At 67.8% G+C, this 15,902-nt stretch carries 15 protein-coding genes; 5 read left to right on the top strand and 10 right to left on the bottom strand.

What is annotated here, in order from left to right; genetic code table 11:
* Positions 1–93 precede the first annotated feature (93 nt).
* The 3 genes from KEG57_RS00920 to KEG57_RS00930 are packed head-to-tail and all read left to right on the top strand — an operon-like array spanning position 94 to position 3,449.
* Entirely contained in the window at positions 94–1,614 is a 1,521-nt protein-coding gene (locus KEG57_RS00920) for a glycosyltransferase family 4 protein (protein ID WP_272418557.1), read from the top strand.
* A 43-nt stretch (positions 1,615–1,657) separates the two neighbouring features.
* Positions 1,658–2,407 (top strand): polysaccharide deacetylase family protein, encoded by a 750-nt coding sequence (locus KEG57_RS00925; RefSeq protein ID WP_272418556.1) that lies wholly within the window; start codon positions 1,658–1,660, stop codon positions 2,405–2,407.
* A gap of 7 nt (positions 2,408–2,414) precedes the next feature.
* Complete coding sequence (locus tag KEG57_RS00930) at positions 2,415–3,449, top strand: GNAT family N-acetyltransferase (protein ID WP_272458003.1); 1,035 nt, start codon at positions 2,415–2,417, stop codon at positions 3,447–3,449.
* Between the two features lie 10 nt (positions 3,450–3,459).
* Here KEG57_RS00930 and KEG57_RS00935 read toward each other — a convergent pair whose 3' ends face one another.
* Both KEG57_RS00935 and KEG57_RS00940 read right to left on the bottom strand, forming a co-directional pair.
* On the bottom strand, positions 3,460–5,022 hold the full coding sequence (locus KEG57_RS00935; protein WP_272458005.1) for a hypothetical protein: 1,563 nt from the start codon (positions 5,020–5,022) through the stop codon (positions 3,460–3,462).
* Positions 5,019–7,337, bottom strand: coding sequence for a GumC family protein (locus KEG57_RS00940; RefSeq protein ID WP_272418553.1), 2,319 nt, complete (start codon positions 7,335–7,337; stop codon positions 5,019–5,021). Before KEG57_RS00940 ends, KEG57_RS00935 begins: the two co-directional genes overlap by 4 nt.
* A 164-nt stretch (positions 7,338–7,501) precedes the next feature.
* Between KEG57_RS00940 and KEG57_RS00945 the strand changes: the two genes are divergently transcribed.
* A complete protein-coding gene (locus KEG57_RS00945; protein WP_272418552.1) occupies positions 7,502–7,771 on the top strand; it encodes a hypothetical protein in 270 nt (89 codons plus the stop codon).
* On the opposite strand, the gene KEG57_RS00950 is transcribed toward KEG57_RS00945, so the two are convergent.
* Genes KEG57_RS00950 through KEG57_RS00980 form a run of 7 tightly spaced genes read right to left on the bottom strand, consistent with a single transcriptional unit; the run spans position 7,768 to position 13,411 of the window.
* On the bottom strand, positions 7,768–8,130 hold the full coding sequence (locus KEG57_RS00950; RefSeq protein WP_272418551.1) for a 2Fe-2S iron-sulfur cluster-binding protein: 363 nt from the start codon (positions 8,128–8,130) through the stop codon (positions 7,768–7,770). The genes KEG57_RS00945 and KEG57_RS00950 overlap by 4 nt on opposite strands.
* On the bottom strand, positions 8,130–10,088 hold the full coding sequence (hscA, locus tag KEG57_RS00955; RefSeq protein ID WP_272458006.1) for a Fe-S protein assembly chaperone HscA: 1,959 nt from the start codon (positions 10,086–10,088) through the stop codon (positions 8,130–8,132). Before hscA ends, KEG57_RS00950 begins: the two co-directional genes overlap by 1 nt.
* 45 nt (positions 10,089–10,133) lie before the next feature.
* A complete protein-coding gene (gene hscB, locus KEG57_RS00960) occupies positions 10,134–10,664 on the bottom strand; it encodes a Fe-S protein assembly co-chaperone HscB (RefSeq protein WP_272418549.1) in 531 nt (176 codons plus the stop codon).
* A gap of 52 nt (positions 10,665–10,716) precedes the next feature.
* Positions 10,717–11,133 carry a HesB/IscA family protein gene (locus tag KEG57_RS00965; protein WP_272418548.1) on the bottom strand — a complete coding sequence of 139 codons (417 nt, stop codon included), beginning with the start codon at positions 11,131–11,133 and terminating at the stop codon, positions 10,717–10,719.
* Positions 11,134–11,167: 34 nt separating this feature from the next.
* Positions 11,168–11,572 carry a Fe-S cluster assembly scaffold IscU gene (gene iscU / locus KEG57_RS00970; protein ID WP_272418547.1) on the bottom strand — a complete coding sequence of 135 codons (405 nt, stop codon included), beginning with the start codon at positions 11,570–11,572 and terminating at the stop codon, positions 11,168–11,170.
* Positions 11,573–11,596: 24 nt separating this feature from the next.
* Positions 11,597–12,820 (bottom strand): IscS subfamily cysteine desulfurase, encoded by a 1,224-nt coding sequence (locus tag KEG57_RS00975; RefSeq protein WP_276072245.1) that lies wholly within the window; start codon positions 12,818–12,820, stop codon positions 11,597–11,599.
* Positions 12,821–12,847: 27 nt separating this feature from the next.
* A complete protein-coding gene (locus KEG57_RS00980; RefSeq protein ID WP_272418546.1) occupies positions 12,848–13,411 on the bottom strand; it encodes a MerR family transcriptional regulator in 564 nt (187 codons plus the stop codon).
* A gap of 177 nt (positions 13,412–13,588) precedes the next feature.
* Between KEG57_RS00980 and KEG57_RS00985 the strand changes: the two genes are divergently transcribed.
* Complete coding sequence (locus KEG57_RS00985) at positions 13,589–14,542, top strand: lipoyl protein ligase domain-containing protein (protein ID WP_272418544.1); 954 nt, start codon at positions 13,589–13,591, stop codon at positions 14,540–14,542.
* A 62-nt stretch (positions 14,543–14,604) separates the two neighbouring features.
* Here KEG57_RS00985 and KEG57_RS00990 read toward each other — a convergent pair whose 3' ends face one another.
* The gene (locus KEG57_RS00990; RefSeq protein ID WP_272458008.1) at positions 14,605–15,894 is read right to left on the bottom strand and encodes a choice-of-anchor L domain-containing protein; all 1,290 of its coding nucleotides are present in this window, start codon (positions 15,892–15,894) and stop codon (positions 14,605–14,607) included.
* Between the last annotated feature and the right edge of the window lie 8 nt (positions 15,895–15,902).

The raw sequence follows: 15,902 nt of genomic DNA on the forward strand, positions 1-15,902 counted from the left end.
AGCTACGCCCCCGAACCCCCGTCGCGCAGCACGCTTGAATGTGGAAGACCCACCGCACAACCAAGATCCAGCGATGATGGGAGGCATCGGCTCATGAGGACCTACCTGGCGGCGTTCGCGCTCTCGGCGCTCGTCAGTGGGATTTTCACGCCGCTCGTGCGCCTCCTCGCGTTCCGGCTCGGTGCGGTCTCGCGTCCCGGCGGCAGGCACGTACACCGCCACGAGACGCCGAGGCTCGGCGGCCTCGCGATTTGCGCGGGGTTCTTCGCGCCGCTCGTGGGCCTGTTTTTCGTGCAATCGGTGGTGGCGCAGGCCTTCACGCAGGACGTACGCAAGGTCATTGGCCTCTTCGCGGGCGGCGCGGTCCTCTGCGCCGTGGGCGCGATCGACGACACGCGGGGCCTCCGCGCGCTGCACAAGCTTTACGCGCAGGTGGCGGTGGCCGTGCTCGCGTTCGCCTGCGGATTCCGGATCGAGGCGATCTCCCTGCCCTTCGTGGGCGAGCTCTCGATGGGCATCTTCGCCCTGCCCATCACGGTGCTCTGGGTCGTGGGCATCGTGAATGCGGTGAACCTCATCGACGGGCTCGACGGCCTCGCCGCGGGCGTGGTGTTTTTCGCGGCCCTGACGAATTTCGTCGTCGCTTATCTATCGTTCGGCACGCTGCCCGCGCTCTTCATGGCTACGATGATGGGCGCGATCATCGGGTTTCTCTTTTACAATTTCAACCCCGCGCGCATCTTCATGGGCGACTCGGGGAGTTATTTCCTCGGTTACATCATCGCCGCGACGTCGCTCATCGGCGCGACGCAGAAGGCGTCGACCACGGTCTCGCTGCTCGTGCCCGTGGTCGCCCTCGGCGTGCCGATCTTCGACACGCTCTTCGCGATGGTGCGGCGCTGGCTCGAACGCCGGCCGCTGTTCTCCCCGGATCGCGGGCACATCCATCACCGCCTGCTCGACATGGGCATCACGCACCGTCGCGCGGTGCTCATCATTTACGGCGTGAGCGTGCTGCTCACGGTGGCGGCGATCGGCATCTCGCTCGGCCGGAGCTGGCAAGTGGGGCTCGCGCTCGTGGCGAGCAGCGTGGTGTTCATCGGGCTCGTGCGCACCGTGGGATATTTCGAGCAGGTACACGGGCGGCGGCGTCAAAAAGAACGGCTGCGCTCGCGTGACAGCGAGATCTTGCGTCGCCTCTTGCCGCGGCTCCCGGCGCGTTTCGAGGCCGCGCGGTCCGAGGCCGACGTGCTCTCGGCGATCGGGACCTTCGCGCTCGAAGGACATCTCGCATACGTCGAGATTCTCCCCGTGACCGACGGCGAGCCCACGGCGTTTCGCTGGACGAACCCGACGGACGAGGATCCCTACGGCCGCGACGTGGTGTCGGCGCGTTATCCGATCGGCCGGGACGACGCGGCGCGCGCAGAGCTCAAATTCGGCCTGCGCAGCGATTTCGGCGACGTCTCGCCGCAGACCGAGGTGCTGCTCCAGGTCGTGACGGACCTGGTGGAGGCGAGCCTCGCGCGCGTGAAGAGCCGTCTTGCGCCGCGGGTGCTCGCGGAAGCGGAGGCGGCCGAAGCGCCGGCGCTCGAGGCCGCGTCGGGGACCTGAGAAGGCTTGACGGCCGCTTTCGGATGGCCAAGGCTTTCCCGCGGTGATTCTGCTTTATCATCATATCCTGCCCGAGGGCGACGCCGCGGGCCTCTCCGACGAGGATGGGCTCTTTTTCCGGCACAGCCCCGAGGCGTTCCGATTTCACCTGGAGGAGCTCGAGCGGCGGGGATATCGGTTCGGCTCGCTCGATGGCCTCGTTCGCCAGATCGACGACGGCATCGCGGAGGACGATCGCTCGGCATTCGTGACGTTCGACGACGGCTGGCAAAACCAGTACGAGCACGCCCTGCCGATCCTGCGGGCGCTCGGGATCCCGGCGACGTTTTTCGTCACGACGGACCACCTGCGGAAGGGCGTTTCGTGCCCGAAGCGGATGGGCCCCGCGGAGCTCGGGGCGCTCGTGGATGCGGGCATGACGATCGGCTCGCATACGCGGACGCATCCGGATCTCGTGCGTCTCGACGATACGCAGTTGGAAGAGGAGCTCCGCGGCAGCCGGCAGGATCTCGAGGATCTGCTCGGCAAACCCGTCACCCTTTTCGCTTATCCGGGCGGCTCGCTCTCCGCGCGCGTGGTCCGCGCCGTGCGCCGCGCCGGCTACGAGGCCGCGTGCTCGAGCTTTGGTCCGGCGCGGAACGACGCCACCTCGATTTTCTGGCTTTACCGCGACGTGATCAGCGCGTCGATGCAGAGCCCGCGGGATCGGTATCGTCTCTCGCCCGTGGCGCGGCAGCTCCTCACGTTCCGCGTGGAGCGCCGCTTGCGCGCGAGCTTGCACCGCCGCGCCTGAGGAGCCCATGACGGAGCTTTTGGTTCGTGCAATCGCGCGTGACGAGGTCAGGGATCACGTCGCGTCCTTCGCGCTGCTCCACGGCGTGCGGCCGGAGGAATTCGACGCCGATTTCATGGACTGGTGGTTCTTCCAGAACCCCACGCACGAGGGGCTGCTCTCGGGCGCGTTCGACGGCGACAAACTCGTCGGTTACGTGGGTTTCGCGGCGCAGCACCTTCGCGTGAACGGGCGGCGTGTCTCGGCCGCGATCCTGAGCAGCGCGTTCACGCATCCCGACTACCGCGGCAAGGGGCTCTTCCAGCGGTTGATCCGGTACCTCGTCGAGGTTGCGGGCGCACGGGGCTACGAAGCCGTCTTCGGCTGGCCCAACGAAACCGCGCTGCGGATTTATCTGGGCCGCCTCGGCTTCTCGGCGATGTTCCACGTGGACCGATCCGCTCGTCCGGTGTCCTTCGGCCCGCTCGGCGCGCGGTTCGGCAGGCCCGGCGTCTTCGTTGCGGAATGCGCGGGCGCCGCGTTCGATCGAATGCTGCCGCTGCGCCTCGGGCGCTACCAGCACGAGATCGGACCGGCCGGCGGGCACGAATGGGAAGGCTTCATGGCGAGGGTGCTCGCCGCCTCCGATTGCATGCTCGAACGCCCGCATGCATACGTCCGCTGGCGCCTGTCCCGTCCGCGGCGCGAATACATCGAGGTGCGGATACGCGACGAGCGTGGCGTGCTCCGCGGCTGGGCAGCGGCGCGCCTCCCCATCCCGAGCGAGCCGCCGCGCTTGCACGTCGGCGATTTCCTCGTCGACCCGCGGAGCCGCGGCGCGCTTCGAGCGCTTTTTGCGGCCTGCGCGATGGAAGCCCGCCGCCGTTCCCTCGAGCAGGTCTATACGATCGCCCGCTCGGCCCGGATCGGGAGCGCGCTCGCGACGCTGGGTTTTCTATCGAGGCGCTCCTCGACGCCCATCGTGGGGATCGCGACGACGAACGCGGATCTCTCGCCGTATCACGCGTGGGAGTACCGCGACGCGGACATGGACATGTTCTGACGGTTCGCCGCTATCGAGGATCCGCGGCAGCGCAGGGATCCAAGGCGGCCACGTCCTTGCTTCGCCGGCGGAGCACGATGAGGCCGTGCGGCGCGACGCACCGGTCGAACTGGGCGAGGACAGCGGGATCGAGGTCCCGCCCGAAGAAACCGTGATCCACGGCGATATCCAGGTCCGAGGCGGCGAGCCACGCGGGGAAGTTTCCTGCCCGAATGGCCGCGAGGACGCGTCGATCCATCTTGCCGTCGAGATTCGTGACGCCGGGACGCACCCACCCCGGGAGCCCGCTTTGCAGCGCGCCGATCCGCGTCCCCGCCGGCTGACGCGCGATGAACGCGGCGAGATCCACGGTATTCGTGCGGAAGCTCCCGCCGCCGCTCGAAATGCGCCGCGCCTCGATGCCGAGCTTCGCCACGTAAAGCAAACCGACGGCGGCCGCGAAGGCGTGGAGGGCGCGCGGGCGCTTCGAGGCCGCAAACGCGGTCGCCCCGAGGATCCCGACCACCACGAGCGGCGCGAGCCACCGCCGGACCATGTGCGCCGCGCCAAACGCGGTTCCGTAGACGAGAACGAGGACGAGCGAGGCCGCCGCGGCGCAACGGAGCACGGTGGAAGCACGAAGCTCGATGCGCCACAGAAGCACGAGGCCCGCGAGAGCGAGGGGGACGCCGAGGAGGATCATGACGTGCCCGAGCCACACGAGCGAATCGACGGGGATGATCGCGACGGCCAGATTGACGACGGCGGACACGGCGACGGCGTGCCATTGCGCCATTCGACCGGCGTCGTACAGGCTGCCCACGGCCTCGGCGGCCCCGCTCTGCGGCATGGGTGAGCCGAAAAAGACGAGGTTTCGGAGGAGCCATGGCGAGGCGAGGATCGCCATGACGGCGCCCGCGATCGACGCGAACCGCGCCCGCGCTCCGAGCGGAGTTCCCGCCGAGGCGGCGCCGAGCATGCGCGGAAACACCATGGAAAGCACGGCCAGGCCGCAGAGGACGGCGATGTCGTTCCGCGCCAGAAACGCAAAACCCCCGGCCACGCCGAGTGAGCCCGCGGCGCGCAGGGACGGGCCCGCGTGGTAATCGTGAAGGGCCGTGAGGACCCAGAGCCAGCCGCAAAGCGCGAGGGGCGTCTCTAGCCCCGTATAACTCGAGAGTCCCGCGCCTGAAGCATTCCAGAGAACGGCGAGCGAAGCCGCGAGCGGCAGGGTCAAGGGCACGAAGCGCGACACGAGGCGCACGAGGAGCCACGTCCCGAGCAGGTGAAACACGGCCAGATTGAAGAGGACGAGCGCCATCGGCGCGAGCCGCAGGTCGAAGCCCGTGAGAAGACCGACCACGACACACACCACCATCTGGAGTGGTTGAAAGCCGTTCGTCGGGGCGCCGTCGTACGTGATCCCCTGCCCCTCACCGATGTTCCGCGCGATGGTCAGGTAATAAAATGCGTCGTCGCCGAGAGGTCGGGAAAGCCAATCGCCGCTGCGCAGGGGGCAGAGGAGGAGCTTGGTCGCGCAGAAGGCCGCCGCGACGAGGAGAGCGCCGCGGGACGCGGATGCCGATCGATTCAAGCCGGCGGAGCGCTCCCTGCGCCGTGCTCGTCCTCGGCCGCTTTTGCCCGTGCCGCCGCCTTCCGCGCGGGCCGCGCCGCCGCCGCCTCGTCGCCCTCGTAATACCCTTCGCGGCGGTAATAATAATATCGATACTTGTATTCGTGGCGGTTGAAGTTCACGGCGTTGAGCACCGCGCCCGCCTTCGTCGCGCCGATGTCCTGCAATGCGCGCACCGCGTGCCGCGCGAGATCCTTCGTCGTCTTGAACGCGCGCACGACGAGCACCGTGCCGTCGACCAGCGTGGAGAGCACGGCCGCGTCCGTGACCGGCACGATCGGCGGGCTGTCGATGATCACCCGGTCGAAGCGCTTCTTCACGTCGTCGAGGAACTTCTTGAACTTCTCGCTATGGAGCAATTCCGCTGGATTCGGCGGAATCGGGCCGGCGGGAATCACCCACAGATTCGGCACGTCCGTGTCGAGCACGGCCTCGTCGAGCGAATCCTCGAGCATCGCCGTCGTCACGCCGACCTCGGAGGTCTTCCGGAAGACGCGGTGCACGCGCGGCCGGCGCAGATCACAATCGATGAGCGCGACCTTCTGCCCCGCCTGCGCCATGACGATCGCGATGCACGTGGCCACCGTGGTCTTGCCCTCCGAAGGCCCCGCGCTCGTGACGAGCAGGGTGCGGTAGGGTTTGTCCGGGGCCATGAAGAGCAGGTTCGTCCGGATGGTGCGCGCCGCCTCGGCGATGCCACTCGTCGGCTGCTCGTGCACGATGAGCTCGGAATTCGCCACGCGCACGGGCTTGCCGCGCTGCCGCCGCGGCGAATACGAACCGGGGCGGGCCCCATTTTCGTCGATCTCGGGCAAAAGGCCGAGGAACGGCAAGCCGAGGTCTTTTTCGACCTCGTCGGGCGTCTTCAAGCTGCGATCGAGCAGCCCCCGGGCGAGCGCCGTCGCAATGCCGAGGAGGACGCCCAAAAACACGCCGATCGCGATGCTGCGCGTGACCTGCGGCCGCACGGGCGCGCGCGGGACGAGCGGCCGATCGAGGACGCGGATGTTGTTGACGCGGAGCACACGCGCCAGATCGCTCTCCTTCGTGCGTTCGAGGACGAGCGAATAAAGCTTTTCGTTGTTCTCTTTCGAGCGGCGGAGGCGGTTGTACTCGATCTCGAGCAGATTCAAATCGAGGGCCTGCTTCTTCGCCCGCTCGAAGAGCCCCGAGAGCCCCGCCTCCTGGCGCTTCAGGACGGCGAGGTCTTTGTCGAGGGCGCGCTGGATGTTCTTCACCTCGGCGAGCAAAGCCTTCTTCGCCGCCTCGGCCCGCGCGTCGGCCTCCTTCACGTCGGGGTAATTGCGCCCCTTGCCCTCGCCGAGCAGGCCGTCGCGCGTGCGAATCGCCTCCTCGTACGAGGTCCGGAGGCCCATCAAGACGTGGCTCTCCAGAAGCTCGCTCGCCGGCAAATCCGTGGGGTTTTCCCCCTTCACCTTCGCGAGCTCGTCCCGCCGCGCCTGGACCTCCTCTTTCCGCGTACGGACCGACGTCAGCGTGTCATTGAGCTGCTTCATCTCCTCGCGCAGCATGTTCGACTGATCGTCGATCGCGACGGAGAGGATGTTCTTCGTCTCCTTGTATTCGTGCAGCGCCATTTCGCTCGACTCGAGGTCGACCTTGAGTTTGTCGAGCTGGCTGCGCAGCCAATCGGCCGCCGTCGCGGTCGAGGTCACCGCGTCGTCGAGGTTCTGCTGGACGTAGGTATCGACGAGGACGTTCAGAATGCGCTGGGCGCGCTGTGGATCGGCGTCCTCGAGCTTCACCACGGCGAGCCGGCTCTCCTTGATCGCGTCGACCTTGACGCGGCCGCGAAGCACCTCCGCCGCGATTTCCTCGGGCACGTTCGCATCCGGCGCGGGCGTGCCCGGCGGGAGATTGCCGAGAAAGCTGCCATCGTGCTGGAGTCCGAGCTCGCTCACGACGGCCGTCGCGACCTTCATCGATTGGATGATCTTGTATTGCGTCTCGTAATACTCGCGGTTGTCCCAGAAGCTGCCCGCGCCGAGGTCCACGATGTTCTCGACCTTCTGGCCGAGGGGACGCGGCGGGTTCGGGTCGAAGAGGATCGTCGACTGCGCCTGGTAGATCTTGACCTGGCCGAGCGTATTGAACGTCGCCGCGAGCGAGACCACGAGCGCCGCCGCGAGCGCCGTGGACCAGTACTTGCGCACCATCTGCCAGACGACGGCAGGGCTCAGGGCCCCCTCGGGCGCGCGCTCCACGGCCGCAGCGGGCTTGGGCGTCAGGGTCGAGGTTCGAGGTGCGTCCGTCACGGTGGCAAGTCGAGGAGCGGCCGAGCTGGCCGGCTCCGCCTAAGGTGCGCGAGTGCCCCCGGATGTTCAAGCGGGCCGCGATCGCGGGAAGAGCTTACTCCCTGGCGAGGATCGCGGCCGAAAATTGGGGGGTTCGGGGCCCTACGGGCTACGGTCGGCTTTGCGTGCTCGGTGATCTCGTCAAGCGCCTGGTCAACGGGGTGGTGCTCCTGCTCGGGGCCCTCGCGTTTTTCCTCGTCCCCGTCGGAGGCAAGACGTCGGCGCAACACGTCGTGGCGATCTTCTCCACGAAGCCGGCGCGCGAGGCGGCGCAAGCCTTCGCGCACGCGGCGCGCGACCTCGCCCACGAGGTGGCCGCGAACGTCGAACGAGCCAAGCGCGCCCCGGCCCTGCCCGACGCGAAGCCGAAGCCCGCGGGCGGGCACGAGCGTTAGCTCTTCGCCTTGCGCGGGTCCGGGTACTGCGGGTGCTCGTTGTAGAAGGCGTCGAGACTCTCGCGCGTGATCTCGGCCTCGATGTCGCCCTCGCGATGGATCTTCGCCTGGCAACCGAGCCGCGAGTTCAGCCGCACGTCGAAGGCCTTGTCGAGGATGTCCTCCTCGTCCTCCTCCGCCTCGGAGAGCAGCTCCTTGCCGCGCAAAACGTAGACGTGGCACGTCGAGCACGCGCACACGCCGCCACACGCCGAGCCCTCGGGCGCCTCGACCTTGCGCGCCGCTTCGAGGAGCGAAGTCCCGATCGGTACCTCGACGTCGTACGTCGACCCGTGCGCCAGAAACCGTACCTTTGCCATCAGCTCCCCGTCCCGGAGGCGTCGCCTTCCGGTGCGTTATGCCCCGCATGCTCGGCGAGGTGGGCCTCGACGCCCCTCGCCTGCGCCACGGTGCTTTCGATCGCCGTCACGTCCTTGCCCGCGATCGCCCGCGCGATCGCGCGATCCATGCGCCTGCCCGCCCAGCCGTGCGTGACGTCGTCGAGGACCTCGGTGCGGCCGCGGATGATCGCCGCGCGCATGCCGCGGATGGCCTCTTCGAGCCCGGCGAGCGCCTCGTCGATGCGCGCGCGCTCCTCGTCGCCTTCGAGCAGATCGGCGTCGGCGACGAGGGCCTTTCGCGTGGCGAGCACGACCCGCTCGGCCTCGACGCGCGCCTCGATGAGCTGGCGTTTTTCGAGGTCCTCTTCGCCGTGATCGAGCGCGGCCATGAGCATCGCCTCGACCTCTTCGTCCGTGAGGCCGTAACTTGGTTTGACCTCCACCTTTTGCTCGACGCCCGTCGTGAGCTCCTTCGCGGTCACGCTGAGCAAGCCGTCCGCGTCCACGCGGAACGTCACTTCGAGCCGCGCGAGGCCCGCAGGCATGGGCGGGATTCCTTTGAGGACAAAGCGAGCGAGAGAGCGGCAATCGACCGCGAGCTCGCGCTCGCCCTGGACGATGTGCAGGTCGAAGCCGGTCTGGTTGTCCGCGTACGTGGTGAAGGTTTGTCGCGCGCCAGCCGGGATCGTGGTGTTGCGCGGGAGGATCTTCTCGACGACGCCACCCATGGTCTCGAGGCCGAGCGAGAGCGGCAGGACGTCGAGCAGGAGGACCTCGTCGGCGCGTTCTTTGGTGCCTGCGAGGATGTCGGCCTGGATCGCGGCGCCGAGCGCGACGACCTCCTCGGGATCGAGGTCGCAGAGCGGCGGCTTGCCGAAGAGTCTTTCCACGTACTGCCGCACGTACGGCACGCGGGTGGAGCCGCCAACGAGGATGACGCCGTCGAGCTCGTCGGCAGAGATGCCCGCGTCGCGGAGCGCGCGCCGGCAAGCGACGCCCGTGCGCTCGACGATGGGTTTGATGAGCGCCTCGAACTCGTCACGCGTGACGGCGAGCTTGCGCGTGCCGCCCGGGACCTCGATCTCGGCCTCGACGCGATCGTTCTCGGTGAGCCCGTGCTTGATCTTGCGCGCCGTATCGAGCGCGAGTCGCACGAGCTCACGCGGGCGATTGTCCGCAGGAACGCCGAGGTCCTGGAGCAGACGCTCGGCCAGCGCGCGATCCATGTCGTCGCCGCCGAGCGCGCTGTCGCCGCCGGTCGAGCGCACCTGGAAGACGCCGTCGTCGAGCAGGAGGATCGTCACGTCGAACGTGCCGCCGCCGAGGTCGTACACGGCGAACAGGCCGTTCTTCTGCTTTTCGAGCCCGTACGCGAGCGCCGCCGCCGTCGGCTCGTTGAGGAGCCGCAACACGTCGAGGCCCGCGAGCTTGCCCGCGTCCTTCGTCGCTTGCCGCTGCGCGTCGTCGAAGTACGCAGGCACGGTGATCACGGCGCCGCCGACGGAGCGCAACTCGTCCTCGGCAAGCGAACGGAGAACCTTGAGGACCTCGGCCGAGACCTCGACAGGCGTGACCGAGCGATCGCGGACCTTGAACCGCACGCTCTTCGCTTCCTCGGGCGTCTTCGGCTCTACGAACTCGTACGTGCCGAGCCGGCGCGTCTCGGGATCGTCGGCCCCGCGCCCCATGAAGCGCTTCACGCTGACGATGGTCTCGCGCGGAAAATCGACCGCGAGGCGCTGCGCGTCGGCGCCGACGATCACGCGGCCGCGCGGGTCGTAGTGCACGACCGAAGGGACGAGCTTCTCCGCGTTGCAGTCGGTGATGACGACGGGCTTGCCGTCACGGACACGCGCGACGAGCGAGTTCGTGGTGCCGAGGTCGATGCCAATCGGCCTCGGGGCTGCCTTGGGGTCGAAGATTTCGAGTAGAGCCATGGGGGTTCCGGGAGCCCCCATCGTTTCCATGAGGGCCTTTCAGGATCAGGAAGAGAGCTCTTCCTCGATCGCGCTCGCCTCGTCGAGGAAGCGCCGAAGATAACGGAGCTCGCCGAGCTCGGGCAGGACGGCCGCGAGCTTCGTCGAGTCCGGATCGGAAACTGCAAACTGGCGGCCCATCGATGCGAGCACCTCGCGCTCACGCAGGCGGATCGCATCCGCGAGCGCATGGACAGCCGCAAGGTCCTTCCGCCGCCGCGCATCGCCGAGTTCTTCGCGACGCTCCATCATCTCCATCAGGAGATCGGGTGACGGCTTGGGCTCGGCGGTCTCTCCGACGGGCACGCCAGCGCGGCGAAGGAGCGCCTCGGCGCGGCGGATCGGGTCCTTCAGCACGCGGAAGGCGTCGTTCACTTCGATCGCGCGCGACAGGGACAAACGGCGCTCGGCCGCGGGCGCGCCCGCGTAACGATCGGGGTGGAGCGCGCGCGAGAGGTCACGATGCCGGCGCGCGAGGTCGTCCGGATCGAGGTCGAAGCGGGCCTCGACGCCCAGCGTCTGGAAGGGATCGATCATCGTGAGAGGAGCGGTGGAATGCAGCGTGCGCGCCGCGGCGCGCGGCGCGTGCTCAGCCGACGGTGAAGGAGTGGCCGCAGCCGCAACGGCTCGCTTCCTTGGGGTTCTTGAACTTGAAGCCCTGGAACATCAGGGTCTTCTCCCAGTCGAGCACCGAGCCGCCGAGGTAAAGGATGCTCTTCTTGTCGCAGTAGACGCGGACCGTGCTCTTGCCGTCTTCGGGGAACTCGAGGACGAGGTCGCCCTTGCGCGGGGCGTCGTCGTCGAACTCGATGACGTACGAGAAACCCGAGCAGCCGCCGCCGCGAATCCCGACGCGGATCGCGGCGTCGGGCGTGCCCCGCTTGGCGAGGTTCGTCCGCATCGCCTCGACCGCCGACGTGGTCACGCCGATCGTCTTCTTCGCGTCCGTCGGCGCGGGCCGCTGCTCCGTCTGGTTGCCCTGCGAAACTTCGCTGCTGGCGTTCATCGTACGTTCTCCGTCCGCCGTCCCGAAGGCGACGTCACTGCCCCGCGAGGGCCTTCTTCGCCGCCTGCTTCGACCGGAAGTCGGCGATCGCGCTCTTGATCGCGTCCTCGGCGAGCACCGAGCAGTGGATCTTCACCGGCGGCAGGTGGAGCTCCTCCGCGATCATGCTGTTCTTGATCTGCTCGGCCTCGTCGATCGTCTTGCCCTTGAGCCACTCCGTAGCGAGGGACGAAGAGGCGATCGCCGAGCCGCATCCGAACGTCTTGAACTTCGCGTCCTCGATGACGCCGGAGTCGCTCACCTTGATCTGAAGACGCATCACGTCGCCGCAAGCGGGCGCGCCGACGAGCCCCGTGCCGACGTGTTCGTCGTTCTTGTCGAGCGTGCCCACGTTGCGCGGGTTCTCGTAGTGCTCGATCACTTTCTCGCTGTATGCCATGGCTCGAAACTCTCCTACCTCAAATCAATGCGCGGCCCACTGCACGGAAGCGAGATCGATGCCTTCCTTGTGCATCTCGTAGAGCGGGGACATCTCGCGGAGCTTGTTTACCTTGCGGATCACGAGGTCGGCTACGTAGTCGACCTCCTCCTCGGTGGTGAAACGACCGAGGCCAAAACGAATCGACGAGTGGGCGAGGTCGTCGCCGATGCCCATCGCGTGCAGGACGTACGAGGGCTCGAGGCTCGCGCTCGTGCAAGCCGAACCGCTCGAGACCGCCACGTCCTTGATCGCCATGATGAGGGCCTCGCCCTCGACGAACGCGAACGAGACGTTGAGGTTGCCCGGGAGCCTGTGCTCGAGCGAACCGTTCACGATGACCTCGTCGAGCTCGCTCGTGATGCGCCGGCGGAGCTTTTCGCGCTGCGCGAGGATGCGCGCGCTCTCCGCGCGTCCCTCCTCCAGCATGATCTCGGCGGCCCGGGCAAAACCCACGATGCCCGGCACGTTCAGCGTGCCCGAGCGCATGCCGTACTCGTGGCCGCCGCCGTCCATCTGCGCGACGAGGCGCACGCGCGGCTTCGACCGGCGCACGTAGAGCGCACCAACCCCTTTGGGCCCATACATCTTGTGCGCGGTGACCGAAGCGAGATCGACGTTCATCGCCTCGACGTCGAACGGCACCTTGCCCACGCCCTGCACCGCGTCCGAGTGGAAGAGGACGCCGCGAGAGCGCGTGATCTTGCCGATCTCCGCGATCGGCTGCACCGTGCCGACCTCGTTGTTCGCGAGCATCACGGAGACGAGGATCGTCTTGTCCGTGATCGCCTTCGCGACGTCGTCCGGGCTCACGAGCCCGTCCTTGCCAACGGGCAGGTACGTCACCTCGTAGCCCTGCTTCTCCAGGCGCTTGCACGTGTCGAGCACGGCCTTGTGCTCGATCACCGTGGTGATGATGTGGTTGCCCTTCTCCTTGTAGAGCTCGGCAACGCCCTTGATCGCGAGGTTGTTGCTCTCGGTCGCACCCGACGTGAAGATGATTTCCTTCGGGTTCGACGCGCCCACGAGCTTCGCCAGGATCTCCCGCGAGCGCGAGACCGCCTCCTCCGCCGTCCACCCGAAGACGTGGCTCCGGCTGGCCGCGTTGCCGAACCGGGCGTTGAAATACGGGAGCATCGCCTCCACGACGCGCGGATCGACCGGCGTCGTGGCGTGGTAGTCCATGTAAATCGGGATCTGGATCGACATCGGTTTCGTCTCTCTTCGAAGCACCCTCTAGCGGTCCGCGCCACCTCGGGAATGCCCGTTTCCGCCGTGAATTCCGGCCACCAGCTCGGGCTCGGCCTGCGTCCGATCGTGCACGTTGCAGTCCGTGCAAGCGGCCACGATCTCGTCGGGAGCACACGTGTCGCACGTGTCGAGGTAGTCGATGCTCGCCACGAGCTCACGCTGGAGCGAGGAGAGCCGCGCGATCTGCGCGCGCGTCTCTTCGAGCTTCTGCAGGTAGATCGATCGGACCCGCGCCATCGCCTCGGGCGCCGAGGGCGCGTTCTCCCAGAACGCGACGATCTCCTGGATCTGCGCGAGGCTGAGCCCGAGATCGTGCAGCTTGCCGATCCACCGGACCCGCGTGACCGCCGCCCGATCGTAGAGCCGATACCGGCCCTTCGACCGCGCGTGCGGCCGAAGCAAACCGACCTCCTCATAATGGTGAATCGCCCGCACCGTCTTGCCGACGGCACGCGCGATGTCCCCGACCTGAAGGAGGCGCTCGCCCCCGTGCCCGTCCCGATCGTCGTCGAGATCCGGCGGCACGAGCCCCGCCTCGGCCCGCTGCACACCACCATGCGCACGAACGTCATCCGGGAGAGGAAGGACACCTCTCTCGAAACCCCGCGCTAAAGGTAGGTGGCGAACCGGCCGCATCCGAAACTCCAACCCTCACGCACGCGTTAGGGTTACCTAACGGAAGGTTTAGGCGGGCCTCGGGAGGCTGTCAACCGGAGCAGGACGAAAATGCACGCGATCGAGCTGAAGAAGCGCGCGATCCCCGAAGCGCTCGCGCTCGGCCCCGCGCTTCTCGAGCGGGCCGAGCAAGCGCAGGCGGCGCACGTGGCGCTGAGCCTGATCGATGGATCGGCCGTGGTGCTCGGCGCGGCGCAACGCGCAGGCCGCGTCGTGGACCTCGCAGCGTGCGCGCAGAGAGGCATCCCGATCTTGCGACGCGCGACGACGGGGACGGCTGCCTGGCTCGGCGGACGTGGCCTCGTGGTGACACTGGCGCTGCCGCACGTCGCGGCGCTGGTCGCCGACGCGACGCCGCGGACGCTGCTGAACCGGAACGTGCGCCCGCTCCTCGGAGGGTTTACCCGCGCAGGGTTCATCGCGCATTACTTCGGACGCGAATGGATCTCGCTGCGTCGTCGGCCGGCGGTGCTGCTCGGGTTCGACGTCGCGGCGTCGGGCGCGGTGCTCGTGGAAGCGTTCGTCGGGTACGAGGCGGCAATCGCGCTGCCGGAAGAGATCACGACGGAGAGCGAACGCGCGGTCGATCGGTTCCTCGGCAAGAAGCCCGCCTCGCTCGCCGAGCTCGCGACCGACGCGCCACTCGACCTCGAGCGGTTTGCACACGCGCTCTTCGAAGGCTTGCGGACACGCGCCGAGCCGATGAGCGCAACGATGACGATCGCATCGGAGGAGCTCGATACGCGTCCGTTCGCTCCGATCGAGCACGCGCTCGATCCTGTCCCCGAGGGCCTGATCCTTCGCCCGGCCGTGCGTGTTCCGATCGGCTGGATCGAAGCCGCGGTCGAGCCTGAAGGCGGGCGGCGCGCCTGGCTCGGTGGAGACGTGCTCGCGCCGCGCTGGGCGCTCGCTCGCATCGCAGCACGAGAAGACGCGGGCCTCTCGGAGATCCCGCTCGAAGGCGCGACGATGGCCGATCTCCTCGCCTGCCGGGATCGATCGTAGGACCACAAAAGAAAAACGCCCCGCGCGAACAGGGCGTTTTCCCTCGGAGCGAGCTGCTCAGCTCACTTGGGATCTTCGATCGGATCCGTGCCGACGACGACCGTGCCGCCGTTCGCGACCCACTCGAACCCGTCGACGAGCACCGTCGAATCCCACGCGTCGTCGCCCGTGTCCCAGATGGCCCAGCGGATCGTCACCTCGTCGCCACCCTTGATCGGGGCCTGCGTCTGCAGCCACGACGTGCCGCCCGCCTCGTCCCACGTGCCGAAGCCCGTGCCCTCCATCTCGCCCGGACCGGACGGGCAGGTGAACTGCGGGTAGATCGGGTCGTACGCGCAGACGTCGAAGTACGCGATGTTGACGCTGACGGGGTTCGTGTTCTTGTCGAAGGAGATGTTGCCGTTGATCGAGCCCTGCGGCGCCGGCGATACGAGCGCGATGAACTGATCGTTGAACGCCGTGCAGACGTACTCGGGGAACTCCATCGAGTAGAACTTGAACTTGAACTTGTAGCCCGTCGCGTTCTTCGGCGACCGGATCTTCAGCTCGAGCCCGACGTCGTCGTTGATGTCCGTTTCGCCCGCGCAACCCGGCACGTCCTGCGGGAAGCCCGCCGGCGCGGTGCCGGCGCCGATCTGGCTGCAGCTCAGGCCGCCGCAAGCGCCAGGCTGGTTCGGCAAGCGCGCGTAGCCCGAGGAGAGCGTGAGCATGCGCGTGCCCTTCTGCACGTTCACGTTCGGCCCGAAGTTGCTCTGGATGCCGATGTGCTGCGTGTACGTGGCGGGGCTGCCGTTCGCGCGCACGTACTGCGCGCTGAGCACGCCCCACTTCTTGTCGGCCGGCGTGATGAACTGGCAAAGGTCGAGCGCGCGCGCGCCGTTCTCCGGATTCGAATCCGTGAGCGCGATGTTGTCGTCGCACGACACAGGCGCGACGTTGTCGACGACCATGTCGCAGTCCTCGTCCGCGGGCGTCGCCATCGGATCGTCCGGATTGGTGGCGACCTCGATCGAGCCCGGCGAGACGTTGGGGTCGCAGTCGTTGCAGTCGCCCGCCGCCTCCGAGAACCCGTCACCGTCGTCGTCGACGTTCTGATCGTTGCTGCATTGCGCTCCGCCGCCGCCGGAGCCGCTCGCGCCGGGGCCGACGAACGCGCCCACGCTGTCCGAACCGCCGTCGCCACCTTGCCCGGTGGCCCCCGAGCCGCCCTTGCCGCTCGAGTCCTCTCCACCGGACCCGCCGTCGCTGTCGAAGACGCTACGACCGCCGGTCGCCTGGCAACCCGCGGAGCCTGCCGCAGCGACGCCCAGAACTGCGGCGAGACCGAACAGAACAAGATGGCTACGCTTCATGATCCTTC

This window comes from Polyangium jinanense (genome assembly GCF_028435365.1).

What these genes read in the sequence shown, in the direction of transcription:
- hscA (WP_272458006.1), bottom strand. Translation starts at nt 10,088, where the DNA reads ATGGCTCTACTCGAAATCTTCGACCCCAAGGCAGCCCCGAGGCCGATT.
- KEG57_RS00920 (WP_272418557.1), top strand. Translation starts at nt 94, where the DNA reads ATGAGGACCTACCTGGCGGCGTTCGCGCTCTCGGCGCTCGTCAGTGGG.
- iscU (WP_272418547.1), bottom strand. Translation starts at nt 11,572, where the DNA reads ATGGCATACAGCGAGAAAGTGATCGAGCACTACGAGAACCCGCGCAAC.
- KEG57_RS00965 (WP_272418548.1), bottom strand. Translation starts at nt 11,133, where the DNA reads ATGAACGCCAGCAGCGAAGTTTCGCAGGGCAACCAGACGGAGCAGCGG.
- KEG57_RS00990 (WP_272458008.1), bottom strand. Translation starts at nt 15,894, where the DNA reads ATGAAGCGTAGCCATCTTGTTCTGTTCGGTCTCGCCGCAGTTCTGGGC.
- KEG57_RS00950 (WP_272418551.1), bottom strand. Translation starts at nt 8,130, where the DNA reads ATGGCAAAGGTACGGTTTCTGGCGCACGGGTCGACGTACGACGTCGAG.
- KEG57_RS00930 (WP_272458003.1), top strand. Translation starts at nt 2,415, where the DNA reads ATGACGGAGCTTTTGGTTCGTGCAATCGCGCGTGACGAGGTCAGGGAT.
- KEG57_RS00985 (WP_272418544.1), top strand. Translation starts at nt 13,589, where the DNA reads ATGCACGCGATCGAGCTGAAGAAGCGCGCGATCCCCGAAGCGCTCGCG.
- hscB (WP_272418549.1), bottom strand. Translation starts at nt 10,664, where the DNA reads ATGATCGATCCCTTCCAGACGCTGGGCGTCGAGGCCCGCTTCGACCTC.
- KEG57_RS00975 (WP_276072245.1), bottom strand. Translation starts at nt 12,820, where the DNA reads ATGTCGATCCAGATCCCGATTTACATGGACTACCACGCCACGACGCCG.